At 64.5% G+C, this 13207-nt stretch carries 8 protein-coding genes and 1 pseudogene; 6 read left to right on the top strand and 3 right to left on the bottom strand.

Features of this window, described 5'->3' with window-relative positions; genetic code table 11:
• Positions 1-6 precede the first annotated feature (6 nt).
• The 5 genes and pseudogenes from dgcA to KI242_RS29085 form a co-directional block, all read left to right on the top strand.
• Positions 7-2067 carry a dimethylglycine demethylation protein DgcA gene (dgcA, locus tag KI242_RS29105; RefSeq protein WP_212805758.1) on the top strand — a complete coding sequence of 687 codons (2061 nt, stop codon included), beginning with the start codon at positions 7-9 and terminating at the stop codon, positions 2065-2067.
• A gap of 114 nt (positions 2068-2181) precedes the next feature.
• A complete protein-coding gene (gene dgcB, locus KI242_RS29100; RefSeq protein ID WP_212805757.1) occupies positions 2182-4131 on the top strand; it encodes a dimethylglycine demethylation protein DgcB in 1950 nt (649 codons plus the stop codon).
• A complete protein-coding gene (locus KI242_RS29095; RefSeq protein ID WP_015637306.1) occupies positions 4131-5351 on the top strand; it encodes an electron transfer flavoprotein subunit alpha/FixB family protein in 1221 nt (406 codons plus the stop codon). Before dgcB ends, KI242_RS29095 begins: the two co-directional genes overlap by 1 nt.
• 9 nt (positions 5352-5360) lie before the next feature.
• Complete coding sequence (locus tag KI242_RS29090; protein WP_011063912.1) at positions 5361-6131, top strand: electron transfer flavoprotein subunit beta; 771 nt, start codon at positions 5361-5363, stop codon at positions 6129-6131.
• A 1060-nt stretch (positions 6132-7191) separates the two neighbouring features.
• A pseudogene (locus tag KI242_RS29085) lies at positions 7192-7496 on the top strand (hypothetical protein); the annotation flags it as partial.
• A gap of 396 nt (positions 7497-7892) precedes the next feature.
• On the opposite strand, the gene gbcA reads toward KI242_RS29085, so the two are convergent.
• Positions 7893-9188, bottom strand: coding sequence for a glycine-betaine demethylase subunit GbcA (gene gbcA, locus KI242_RS29075; protein ID WP_011063910.1), 1296 nt, complete (start codon positions 9186-9188; stop codon positions 7893-7895).
• Between the two features lie 291 nt (positions 9189-9479).
• Between gbcA and gbcB the strand changes: the two genes are divergently transcribed.
• Positions 9480-10580, top strand: coding sequence for a glycine-betaine demethylase subunit GbcB (gene gbcB / locus KI242_RS29070; RefSeq protein ID WP_011063909.1), 1101 nt, complete (start codon positions 9480-9482; stop codon positions 10578-10580).
• Between the two features lie 78 nt (positions 10581-10658).
• Here gbcB and KI242_RS29065 read toward each other — a convergent pair whose 3' ends face one another.
• Both KI242_RS29065 and KI242_RS29060 read right to left on the bottom strand, forming a co-directional pair.
• A complete protein-coding gene (locus KI242_RS29065; RefSeq protein ID WP_212805756.1) occupies positions 10659-11486 on the bottom strand; it encodes a nitrilase-related carbon-nitrogen hydrolase in 828 nt (275 codons plus the stop codon).
• Entirely contained in the window at positions 11483-12928 is a 1446-nt protein-coding gene (locus KI242_RS29060; RefSeq protein ID WP_077934895.1) for a cytosine permease, read from the bottom strand. The genes KI242_RS29065 and KI242_RS29060 overlap by 4 nt, the downstream gene beginning before the upstream one ends.
• Positions 12929-13207: the final 279 nt, after the last annotated feature.

Raw genomic sequence — 13207 nt, 5'->3', positions numbered from 1 at the left:
AGAAAAATGGCTTTCGAAGCGATGTTCCAGCCGATCCAGATCGGCAAACTGACCATCCGCAACCGTGTGCTGAGCACTGCGCACGCCGAGGTCTACGCCACCGACGGCGGCATGACGACTGAACGGTATGTGAAGTACTACGAGGAAAAGGCCAAGGGCGGCATCGGCCTGGCGATCTGTGGTGGTTCCTCGGTGGTGGCCATCGACAGCCCCCAGGAGTGGTGGAGCTCGGTGAACCTGTCCACCGACCGGATCATCCCGCATTTCCAGAACCTGGCCGACGCCATGCACAAGCACGGCGCCAAGATCATGATCCAGATTACCCACATGGGCCGGCGCTCGCGCTGGGACGGTTTCAACTGGCCGACCCTGATGTCGCCGTCCGGGGTGCGCGAGCCAGTGCACCGCGCCACCTGCAAGACCATCGAGCCGGAGGAGATCTGGCGGGTGATCGGCAACTACGCCCAGGCCGCGCGCCGGGCCAAGGCCGGTGGCCTGGACGGTGTCGAGCTGTCGGCGGTGCACCAGCACATGATCGACCAGTTCTGGAGCCCACGGGTCAACAAGCGCACCGACGAATGGGGCGGCACCTTCGAGAAACGCATGCGTTTCGGCCTGGAAGTGCTCAAGGCGGTACGCGCTGAAGTGGGCGACGAGTTCTGCGTGGGCATGCGCCTGTGCGGCGACGAGTTCCACCCGGACGGCCTATCCCATGAGGACATGAAGCAGATCGCCAAGTACTACGACGACACCGGCATGCTGGACTTCATCGGCGTGGTGGGTTCGGGCTGCGACACCCACAACACCCTGGCCAACGTGATCCCCAACATGAGCTTCCCGCCGGAGCCGTTCCTGCACCTGGCGGCGGGCATCAAGGAAGTGGTCAAGGTGCCGGTGCTGCACGCACAGAACATCAAGGACCCGAACCAGGCCACGCGGATTCTCGAAGGCGGTTACGTCGACATGGTCGGCATGACCCGCGCGCACATGGCCGACCCGCACCTGATCGCCAAGATCAAGATGGGCCAGATCGACCAGATCAAACAGTGCGTCGGCGCCAACTACTGCATCGACCGCCAGTACCAGGGCCTGGACGTGCTGTGCATCCAGAACGCCGCCACGTCCCGTGAATACATGGGCGTGCCGCACATCATCGAGAAAACCACCGGCATCAAGCGCAAGGTGGTGGTGGTCGGTGCCGGTCCTGCCGGTATGGAAGCCGCTCGCGTCGCCGCCGAACGCGGCCACGACGTGACCCTGTTCGAGAAGAAGGAAGCCATTGGCGGGCAGATCACCACCGCTTCCAAGGCCCCGCAACGGGACCAGATCGCCGGTATCACCCGCTGGTACCAGCTGGAACTGGCGCGCCTGAAGGTCGACCTGCGCCTGGGCACCGCGGCGGACACCGCGACCATTCTCGACCTGCGCCCCGACGTGGTGGTGCTGGCCGTGGGCGGCCATCCGTTCATCGAGCAGAACGAGCACTGGGGCGCCGCCGAAGGGTTGGTGGTCAGCAGTTGGGACATCCTCGACGGCAAGGTGGCGCCGGGCAAGAACGTGCTGGTGTACGACACCATCTGCGAGTTCACCGGCATGTCGGTCACCGACTTCATCGCCGACAAGGGTTCACAAGTGGAAATCGTCACCGACGACATCAAGCCGGGCATCGCCGTGGGCGGCACCTCGTTCCCTACCTACTACCGCAGCCTGTACCCCAAGGAAGTGATCATGACCGGGGACCTGACCCTGGAGAAGGTCTACCGCGAGGGCGACAAGCTGGTGGCGGTGCTGGAAAACGAATACACCGGCGCCCGGGAAGAACGGGTGGTGGACCAGGTGGTGGTGGAAAACGGCGTGCGTCCCGACGAAGAGCTCTACTACGGGCTCAAGGAAGGTTCGCGCAACAAGGGCCAGATGGACGTCGAGGCGCTGTTCGCGATCAAGCCGCAGCCGTGCCTGAGCGAGACGGGGGAGGGCTACCTGTTGTTCCGCATCGGCGACTGCGTATCCCAGCGCAACACCCATGCCGCGATCTACGACGCACTGCGCCTGTGCAAGGATTTCTAAGCCACTTCCTGTAGGAGCCGGCTTGCCGGCGATCGGCACTGGCGAGATACCGCGTGCTGCCTGATCGCTGGCAAGCCAGCTCCTACAAGGCCCCAGGTCTTTGGGAGCTCCACCATGTTGAACACCCTTCTTCCCATTCTGTTGTTCGCCGCCATCGGCCTTGCGGTCCTTGGCGCGCTGCGACGCGTGGCCATGTGGCGCCGGGGGCGAGCCTCCAAGGTCGATCTGATTGGCGGCCTGCTGGCCATGCCCAAGCGCTACATGGTGGATCTGCACCACGTGGTGGCCCGGGACAAATACATGGCCAACACCCACGTGGCCACGGCGGGGGGCTTTGTCCTGGCCGCCGTGCTGGCGATCCTGGTGCACGGTTTCGGCCTGCACAACCGCATCCTGGGTTATGCCTTGCTGCTGGCCGCCACGCTGATGTTCGTCGGCGCGCTGTTCGTCGCCAAGCGTCGGCGCAACCCGCCGGCGCGGCTGTCCAAAGGGCCGTGGATGCGCCTGCCCAAAAGCCTGCTGGCATTCTCCGTGAGCTTCTTCGTGGCGACCCTGCCGGTGGCCGGGATCCTTCCGGAAAACTTCGGTGGCTGGCTGCTGGCGGCGCTGCTTGCGCTGGGTGTGCTCTGGGGCGTGTCCGAGCTGTTCTTCGGCATGACCTGGGGCGGGCCGATGAAGCACGCCTTCGCTGGTGCCCTGCACCTGGCCTGGCACCGGCGCGCCGAGCGCTTTGGTGGCGGGCGCTCCACCGGCCTCAAACCGTTGGACCTGGAAGACCCGAACGCGCCTTTGGGGGTGGAAAAGCCCAAGGACTTCACCTGGAACCAGTTGCTGGGCTTCGACGCCTGCGTGCAGTGCGGCAAGTGCGAGGCGGCATGCCCGGCCTTCGCCGCCGGCCAGCCGCTGAACCCGAAGAAACTGATCCAGGACATGGTGGTCGGCCTGGCCGGCGGTACCGACGCGCAGTTCGCTGGCAGCCCGTACCCTGGCAAGGCCATCGGCGAACACGGCGGCAACCCGCACCAGCCCATCGTCAACGGCCTGGTGGATGCCGAGACCCTGTGGTCCTGCACCACCTGCCGGGCCTGTGTCGAGGAATGCCCGATGATGATCGAACACGTCGATGCCATCGTCGACATGCGTCGCCACCTGACCCTGGAGAAGGGCGCCACGCCGAACAAGGGCGCCGAGGTCCTGGAAAACCTCATTGCCACCGACAACCCCGGCGGCTTCAACCCCGGCGGGCGGATGAACTGGGCGGCGGACCTGAACCTGTCCCTGCTCAGCGACAAACAAAGCACCGACGTGCTGTTCTGGGTCGGCGACGGCGCCTTCGACATGCGCAACCAGCGCACCCTGCGGGCCTTCGTCAAAGTGCTCAAGGCGGCCAAGGTGGACTTCGCCGTGCTCGGCCTGGAAGAGCGCGACAGCGGTGACGTGGCCCGGCGCCTGGGCGACGAAGCGACTTTCCAGCTGCTGGCCAAGCGCAACATCCAGACCCTGGCCAAGTACCGCTTCAAGCGCATCGTCACCTGCGATCCCCACAGTTTCCATGTGCTGAAGAACGAGTACGGCGCCTTCGATGGCAACTACCTGGTGCAGCACCACAGCACCTACCTGGCCGAGTTGATTGGTGCCGGTACCCTCAATCTGGGCCAGCACAAAGGCAATAGCGTGACCTACCACGACCCCTGCTACCTGGGCCGTTACAACGGGGAATACGAAGCGCCGCGCGAGGTACTGCGGGCCCTGGGCATCGAGATCAAGGAAATGCAGCGCTCGGGCTTCCGTTCCCGTTGCTGCGGCGGTGGCGGCGGCGCGCCGATCACCGACATTCCGGGCAAGCAACGGATTCCCGACATGCGCATGCAGGACATCCGCGAAACCGGCGCCGAGCTGGTGGCCGTGGGTTGTCCACAGTGCACGGCGATGCTCGAAGGGGTGGTGGAGCCGCGGCCGATGATCAAGGACATCGCCGAACTGGTAGCCGATGCCTTGCTCGAAGACGCCGCCCCGAGCAAAGCGCCGGCGTCGGTGAAACCTGAACCTGCGGAGGTGCACTGATGAGCGACATTATCCGCCGCGATCCCCGGGCCGAGTGGATCGCCCGCAACCGCCTGCACCCGCTGCACGCGGCCATGCAGCCGGCGCAACACAGCTGGATGGGGCCCAATGGCCTGATCCGCAAGAACCCCCACGGCATCGGTTTCATCGGCCCCAACGGCCTCAAGCGCATCGACCGCAGTGGCGCCCAGCAGGGCGGCAGCGCCAAGCGCACGGCAGCGGCCGAGGTGCAGTTGCCGCTGCATCAAGTGGCGCAGCCGGCGTTCTACATCAGCGTGGTGCCGGACATGGTCGGTGGCCGCCTGAGCAGCCACGACCGCGACCTTCTGGGCCTGGCCCATCAGCTGGCGGGCCAGGACGGCGCGGTGCTGGCGGTGGTGTTCGGCGAGCACAAGGAATCGGCCTTCGCCACCGCGGGTGTCGACCGCCTGCTGGTGCTGCAAGGCAGCGAGTTCGAAGGTTATGCACCGGAGCAACGGGTGCAGGGCCTGCGGGCTGTGGATAACCAGTTCAGCCCGCGTCACTGGCTGCTGCCCGACAGCCGCACCGGCGGCGGCGAACTGGGCCGGCGCTTTGCCGCGGCCCTGGGCGAACGCCCGGCGACCCGGGTCTGGCAGGTCAAGGACGGGCAGTGCATCGGCCGTGCCGGCGCCGGCCTGCAGGACCTGGCGCGGCCGGTGGCGCGCTTGATCCTGGCCGCCGCCGAATGCGCGGAGCCGGTCAGCGAAACCCGCCACGAAGCCTTGCCGGTGGAGTTATCCACAAGCGTGGCCCGCAGCCTGGCGCGGATCGAAGACCTGGGCGCAGTGGCGGTGGACCCGGCGGCGATTCCCATGGCCGAGGCCGAATTCATCTTTTCCGGGGGCAACGGGGTCAAGGACTGGCCGCTGTTTCACCAGACCGCCGCCGCCCTGGGGGCCACCGAAGGCGCTTCGCGGGTGGCGGTGGACGACGGCTTCATGGCCCGCGACCGGCAAGTGGGGGCCAGTGGTATCTGGGTCACCGCGCGGGTCTATGTGGCGGTGGGGATTTCCGGAGCGATCCAGCACCTGCAAGGCATTGGTGCCTGCGATAAGGTGGTGGCGATCAACCTCGACCCGGGTTGCGACATGATCAAGCGTGCCGACCTGTCGGTGATTGGCGACAGCGCGGAGATTCTCAAGGCCTTGATCGCGGCGGTAGCGGCCTACCGCAACGACGCCAAGCGCGATGCGGCTTAAGGGGATGTTATGCACAGCAATGTAATCAGCCTGATTTCGATTGGCGCCCACCCCACCTCCGGCCGCCCGCGGCGTGCCGAACAGGATGCCCGGGCAGTGGAACTGGGCCTGCAACTGGCCGGTGCGCAGTTGCAGGTGCTGCATGCCGGCGATGTAGCCGAACCGGCCCTGCGCGCCTACCTGGGCATGGGCCTGGAACAGCTGCATGTGCTGGAGCAGCCGGCGGGCGCCGATGCCCTGCCGGCACTGACCCAGTACCTGCGTCATGCCGGCGCCCAGGTGGTGCTCACCGGCAGCCAGGCGGAAACCGGCGAGGGCTCGGGGATGCTGCCATTCCTGCTGGCGGAAAACCTCGGCTGGCCGCTGGTGGTGGGGCTGGCCCAGGTCGAGTCCCTGGGCGATGGCGTGGCCCATGTCCTGCAAGCCTTGCCTCGCGGCCAGCGACGCCGGCTCAAGGTGCGCCTGCCATTCCTCGCCACTGTGGATAACGCCGCACCCAAGCCGCGCCAGAGCGCCTACGGCCCGGCGCGCCGGGGCGTGCTCGAAACCGACCAGGTGCTGGTGGTGGAGGACGAGTTGTTCACAGGCTCCAGCCTGCAACCGGCCAAGCCGCGCCCCAAGCGCCTGAAAGTGATCAAGGCCAAGAGCGGCGCCGACCGCATGAAAGCCGCTACCGCCAAGGCCAGCGGCGGCACCGGCCAGGTACTCAAGGGCGTCAGCCCTGAGGCGGGTGCCGAAGCCATTCTCAAATTGCTCATCGAAGAAGGCGTAGTGCGCTGACCTCAGGGTTATGCACAACCCCTGGCACCGCTGTTCGCTGGCAAGCCAGCTCCTACGGGAGGGAAATGTACCCATGCCTTGTAGGAGCCGGCTTGCCGGCGAAGAGGCCGGCGCGGTTTTGCACAATTCCCGGCCGTCTTTCGCGACAGGGGGGTAGGGTTACTCACAATCCCTGTGTGCGGACCTGTGGATAAGGTGTTCGCGCCTCGCTCCAGCCCTTGTGCAGCGGGCCCTGGCGCCGCCTGTACGATTTTTGATCAGGCTAAGTCGGCGTTTTTTATGGCGTTTTTTCCATGATGGGAAAACCCTCGGGTAGACTTTTGCACAGCAGTTGCCCCCAAAGTCTGTTGGCGCTTCTGTGGATAAGATGTTCGCTTAGCGCTGTATCCCTTGCAGAACGGGGCTTTCAAGATTTTGTTCAAAAAACGACCAAATGCTGGTTTTTCCGCAGAATATCCTGGCGTGGCCCTGATAATGCGCGGCGTTTGGCGGTTTTCCACAGTGCATGACTCGTGCACCCGAGTTGCCCCCAAAGTCTGTTGGCCGTTCTGTGGATAAGGTGTTCGCCTTCCTCTGTAGCCTTCTGAATACATGGCTTTGATGGATGTGTTCAAAAAATGATCAATGTCTTGTAAAACAGCACTTTCTACATAAGTTACGGATTTTATTGCCATTGCCCGGCGAAATATCCCCAAGCCAGAGGAACTTGCCCACAGTTGCTGTGGGCCAAGGTGTGGATAAGGTGTTCGTCGAAGGCTGCACCCCTTGTAATCCATGGCTTGCACGGCAATAGATCAAATTTCATACAGTTCTAATGGCTGCCTTGACACTGGCAAGTGGCCTGTCTTCACTGATGCCACAAGGACCTGGCAGTTACTTATCCACATCCGGTTCCCGGGAGCTCAGGCAATGGACTGTCGTTCATCACAGGCTTCCGCGATCCGCGCCTTTCTCCCTCGACGCACCCGCCGCCGCGCCACCAACCAGCGTGCCCGCCTATAGCTGCACCCCCGGGCTGCCGCCGGTTGGCACTTTTTCCACAGTTTGTGTTTCCCTGGCCAAGCTCCAGGCCAACCAGAAGTCCGCGGACTTTCTCAAGCAGGAGGCGCATTTCTACAAGCCGCCGATCAACGTGACCTTCGCCAAGTTACCCAACAACCTCAACCACGTCGGGGTCGAGCAACTGCCGTGCAACCACTGTGGCGACTGCGTCTGGGGCTGTAACAACAAGGCCAAGAACACCACCGCAATCACGGTGCGCAGATTTTCTGCCAGGCCCAGGTGCGCCATCTGGAGCGTGACGGCGACGGCTGGATCGTGCGCTTCCAGTACCTGGACAGCGCCCAGGGACGGCATGTATGGGCGCTGCATCGGCCATGGGGCGATTCCCTATGGCGTTACCAGCGAACTGAAGGGCAACACCCAGGTGCAATGGTCGGAAACCCTTTCGGCAGACGACCCGAACTACCCGCTACGGGTGCGCAATGGCTATGTGAAGGTGAGGCTGGACGGCCCGCAGATCAGCGAGACCTTCATCGGCGAGACCGGCGCGGTCAGCTGGTCGCGGCCCCGAAGGCCCTGTAGCCGCTGCCGAGCCCGCGAGGCTGCGACAAGGTCCGCAGGACCTTGCTTGACGGTTTTCCGCCGGACCTCAGGCGCTCTCAAGATCGCTGCGCCTGCTGCGTCGGAATGCCGCCCAAACCGTTCGCAGCCTGCGGTAGCGGCTACACAAGCCTTGTAGCCGCTGCGGTGCTTGCAGTGTCAGCCGGTGACCGGAACACCCTTGAGGTAAGGCGCCGGTTCCGCCCCCAGGTTGCTCAGCATGCGCTCGCTGTACCAGTCGACGAAGTTGACCACGCCGAACTCGTAGGTCTTGGAGTACGGGCCGGGCTGGTAGGCGGTGGAGTTGATGCCGCGCTGGTTCTCTTCCGCCAGGCGCCGGTCCTGGGCGTTGGTGGCGTCCCACACCTGGCGCATGCGTTCGACGTCGTAGTCCACGCCTTCCACGGCGTCCTTGTGCACGATCCACTTGGTGGTGACGATGGTTTCCTGCGCGCTGATGGGCCACACGGTGAACACGATGATGTGGTCGCCCATGCAGTGGTTCCACGAGTGGGGCAGGTGAAGGATGCGCATCGAGCCCAGGTCCGGGTTCTTGATCCGGCCCATGAGTTTGGCGCAGCCCTGTTTGCCGTCCAGGGTCATGGACACGGTGCCCTTGAGCAGCGGCATGCGCACGATGCGGTTGCGCAGGCCAAAGCTGGCGTGGGCGTAAGGGATCTTCTCGGCTTCCCAGGCGGCAGCGGAGGCGGCCACGTGGTCCTTGAACGCCTGGTCGGCCCGCGGGTCGGTGACGTCGTCCCATTCCAGCAGGGTTTTCAGCAATTCGGGGTGCGAGCCGCCGCAGTGGTAGCACTCGCGGTTGTTCTCCAGCACCAGCTTCCAGTTGGCCTTTTCATGCAAGGTGGTCTGCACCGCCACCTTGGTGTTCTCCATGTCGTAGGGCTCCATGTAATGGGCCAGGGTCGCGAGGAAGTCGTCGATGGCCGGCGGGTTCTCGGCCAGGGAGATGAAGATGTAGCCGCCGGCGGTCTTCACGTTCACCGGTTTCAGGCCGTATTGCTTCATGTCGAAGTCGGCGCCCATCTCGGTGCCGGCGAACAGCAGGCGGCCGTCCAGTTCGTAGGTCCACTGGTGGTAGTGGCAGACCAGCTTGGCGACCTTGCCCTTGTCGCTGGTGCACAGCCGTGAGCCGCGGTGGCGGCAGACGTTGTGGAAGGCGTGGACCACGCCGTCGGCGCCGCGGATGACGATGATCGGGTTCTTGCCGATCTGCAGGGTGATGTAGTTGCCCTTGGTAGGGATCTCGCAGGTCATGCCGGCGATCAGCCATTCCTTCTGGAAGATCTCCTGCATGTCGATATCGAACAGCCTTTCATCGCAGTAGAACGGCTGCGGCAGGGAAAAGGTCCGCTCACGTTCCTGCAGCATCTGTGCAGTGGCCTTGCGTGCAGGTTCCAGCGGATCGCCCAAGCTCAGGGTTGCGGTGACGTCCATCGTTCAAGTCCTCATGGCCGTTCAGTGCGGCCGGCGAATTAATTAGTGGCTACGGTGGGTGCTACGCAAGTCACGAAAAAAACGGCTGTTGTCGTTGAGGCGAGTGTGGGTCCGCAGGCGCCAAGAACCTTATCCATGGGCGACATGGCCCAATCTGTTCCCGACGCGCCAGCCCCGGCAGCTGGGGGCTGGTCGCGATAAGCATGTGAATGTCGCAGATAGGTAAATGGGCGCGAGAAGCCTTACGCAGAATCGCTGACAAGACGCCGACCGTCGGCCGTGGAGAACAGCATGTCCAACACCTTCCTCAACCCGGTAACCACCCAGACCTGGGCCAATGGCCGTCACATCGTCCGTTGCGTCAAAGTCATCCAGGAAACCTGGGACGTGCGGACCTTCTGCTTCATGGCCGACCAGCCGATCATGTTCTTCTTCAAGCCTGGGCAGTTCGTCACCCTGGAGCTGGAGATCGAGGGCCAGCCGGTGATGCGTTCCTACACCATCTCCAGCTCGCCCTCGGTGCCCTACAGCTTCTCGGTGACCATCAAGCGCGTGCCCGGCGGCAAGGTCTCCAACTGGCTGCACGACACCCTGCACGAAGGCCAGGAACTGGCGGTGCACGGGCCGGTGGGGCTGTTCAACGCCATCGACTTTCCGGCGCCGAAGATCCTCTACCTCAGCGGTGGCGTCGGCATTACCCCGGTGATGTCCATGGCGCGCTGGTTCTACGACACCAACGCCAACGTCGACATGGTGTTCATCCACAGCGCCCGTTCCCCCAAGGACATCATTTACCACCGCGAGCTGGAGCACATGGCCTCGCGGATCGACAACTTCAGCCTGCACCTGATCTGCGAAAAGCACGGCCTGGGCGAGCCCTGGGCCGGTTATCGCGGTTACCTGAACCACAAGATGCTGGAGTTGATGGCCCCGGATTTCCTGGAGCGGGAAGTGTTCTGCTGCGGCCCCACGCCCTATATGAGCGCGGTCAAGCGGCTGCTGGAGGCCGCCGGTTTCGACATGGCGCGCTACCACGAGGAATCCTTCGGCGCGACCCCGGCCGAAGCCCGGGCCGATGCGGTGGAACACGCCGAACAGGCGGCCGAGGCGCCGGAGCCGGACCTGGCGGACCTGCATCAGGTGGAGTTCACCGCTTCGGGCAAGAGCATCCGCGTGGCCCCCGGGGAAACCGTGCACGCGGCGGCCGCCAAGCTTGGCCTGATGATTCCCAAGGCCTGCGGCATGGGCATCTGCGGCACCTGCAAGGTGCTCAAGCTGGGGGGCGAGGTGGAGATGGAGCACAACGGCGGGATCACCGAGGAAGACGAAGCCGAAGGCTACATCCTGTCCTGCTGCAGCGTGCCCAAGGGCGACGTGCGCGTGGAGTTCTGATCGCCGGCAAACCGGCCCCTGCATCCGTTTGCTGTAGGAGCCGGCTTGCCAGCGAACAGGTGCAAGCTGATCCTTCGGTTACTGATACAACGCCGGGCGCCGATCCAGGTGCACATGGTTATGTTCACTGATGGACTTGTGCCAGGCCTGGGTCAGGTCCAGCTCCGCCAACAGCAACTGCTCGGCGCTTTCCCGATCCCTGCCCGCCAGTGGATAACCGTCGGCATCGACAAGGGTCGAGCCGCCCACCCAGTTCACTCCACGTTCCTCGCCGCAGCGGTCGCAGGCGGCGATGAACATCCGGTTGACCGCCGCATTGGCCTGCACCCGGACCATCTCCGCCGGCCGCTCGCCCAGCGGGCGCGGGCCATCCGGCCAGTTCACCGGGGCGCACAGCAGGGCCGCGCCGGCCAGGGCTGGCAGGCGCACCCACTCGGGAAACTCCAGGTCGTAGCAGATCATCATGGCGATCGGCCCGAAGCGGGTCGCCACCACCGGCGGCGGTTCGTCGCCCGGGGTGAAGATCAGGTTTTCCCGATCCCACAGGTGGGCCTTGCGGTACAGCGTCAGCCTGCCTTCGGGTTCGACCAGCGCCGCGCTGTTGGCCACGTGCTCCTGGTCCAGGCGCTCGCAGAAGCCGCCGACGATCACCACCTGCAGCTCTTCGGCCAGGGTTTTCCACAGGCTCAGGGTCGGCCCGTCGAGGCTTTCCGAGAGTGCCAGGGCTTCATTGCGGTCGCTGAACACATAGCCGCTCTGCACCAGTTCCGGCAGCACCACCACCTGGGCGCCGCGGGCGGCGGCTTGGCGTATCGCCTCGGCGCCCAGGGCGCGGTTGTACTTAAGGTCGCCGATGCGCGGGGCCACTTGCTGGCAGGCCACCTTGAGGGATGCCTGAGGAATCATTGCGCGCCTCCTTCCAGTTGCTGCTCGCTGGCCTGGATGGCCAGGCGCTCCGCGTCCAGGTCCAGGTTGCGGGTCAGCGCCCAGTAGACCAGCGCGGCCACGGCAAGGCCAACCACGAAGGCAATGTCGGCGCCGCCCAGGGCCTGGGACAGCGGGCCCTGGAAGAAGCTCAGGGACATGAACGGCACCATCGCCAGCAGGCCGAGGAAATACGCCAGCAGCCCGGCGCTGGACCAGCGGCCATAGATCCCGGTGTGATTGAAGATGTCGCTGATGGCATAGCGACCTTTGCGCACCAGGTAGAAGTCCGCCAGGTTGACTGCGGTCCAGGGCACCAGGAAATACAGCATCAGCAGCACGAAAGTGTTGAAGCTGCCCAGGTAGCTCTCGGGAATGTTCATGGCGATGAGAAAGATCACCACCGCCACCAGCACGATTCCGCAGACCCGGCTCTTGAGGTTGGGCTTGATCGACTTGAAGCCGTCGATGGCGCTGATGCCGGTGAGCATGGCGCCGTAGCAGTTGACCGCCATGATGCCCACCAGCGCCGGCACTGCGATCAGCACGGTGAAGGTGCCGAAGCCGGGGATCACCCGGTTGCCCACTTCGCGCACGCTGGCGATGGCATCGGGGGAGGGCAGGGCCGAAGCCAGGAACGCCCCCAGGGACATCAGCCACAGGGCCGAACCGGCGGCGCCCAGGTAGGTCCAGAAGATCACCTGGCGCGACGGCGTCTGGTGCGGCAGGTAGCGTGAGTAGTCGGAGACGTACACCGAATAGCTGATCTGGTAGCCGGCGGCGGCCGACAGCTGGATCAGGAACGCCGACCAGGAGAACTGCGGGTCGGCCAGGGCCGAGTCGGCCTGCAGGGTCAGCAGGGCACTGACGGTGAGCACCGCGAACACGCTGATCATCACGTAGGTCAGCCAGCGCTGCACGGTGTGCAGCAGGTCATGGCCGATCACCGCGATCAGCACCGCCACGGCGATCATCAGGGTGTACCAGGGCGCCCGGGCGCCGGGAATCACGGTGTTGATGGCATCGGTGGCGAGAATCACGTTGAACACGTTGAAGCCGATGTAGACGAACACCACGGCGGTGAACGGCACGATGGCGCCACGCAGGCCGAACTGGGCGCGGGACTGGATCATCTGCGGCAGCCCCATGCGCGGGCCCTGGTTGGCGTGGAAGGCCATGCAGAAGGTGCCCAGGCAGACGCCGATGACGATCGCCAGGATGGCGTATTGCAGGGCGAGGCCCAGGGCTGCGCCGGTGAAACCGGTGACCATGGTGGTGAGCACGAAGTTGCCGGTGAACCAGAAGGGGCCCTGGTGCCAGACCTTGCCGTGGCGCTCGTTGCGCGGCACGTAGTCGATGGAACGGGTTTCGATCGCAAGGCCGGGAGGCTGGGCTTTCTCGGTGACGCAAGAAGAAGTCGTCATGGGGTACAGCCTTATTTTTATAGGTCGACCCCGGAGTCTCGGACAAACGCTGCGGTTGTTGAATCAGTGGGGGCAAATAATCAGTTCAGGAATTTGTGAACTGATGAAGGGGGCGTGCTTGACGGGCCTCTTCGCTGGCAGGCCAGCTCCTACGGGGTGGGAGGTGCGCTGGCCGTTGCAGGAGCCGGCTTGCCGGCGAAGGCGTCCATGAGCGCGGCGCTTGGGTTGCGGGCCTGTTCGCTGGCAAGCCAGCTCCTACGGGGTGGGAGGTGCGCTGGC

The sequence above is a fragment of the Pseudomonas sp. Eqa60 genome (assembly GCF_018326405.1).
In the GTDB taxonomy this organism is placed as follows: Bacteria; Pseudomonadota; Gammaproteobacteria; order Pseudomonadales; family Pseudomonadaceae; genus Aquipseudomonas; species Aquipseudomonas protegens.
Note: the sequence above shows the minus strand (reverse complement) of the source record. Positions and strands in the feature narration are given on the sequence as shown.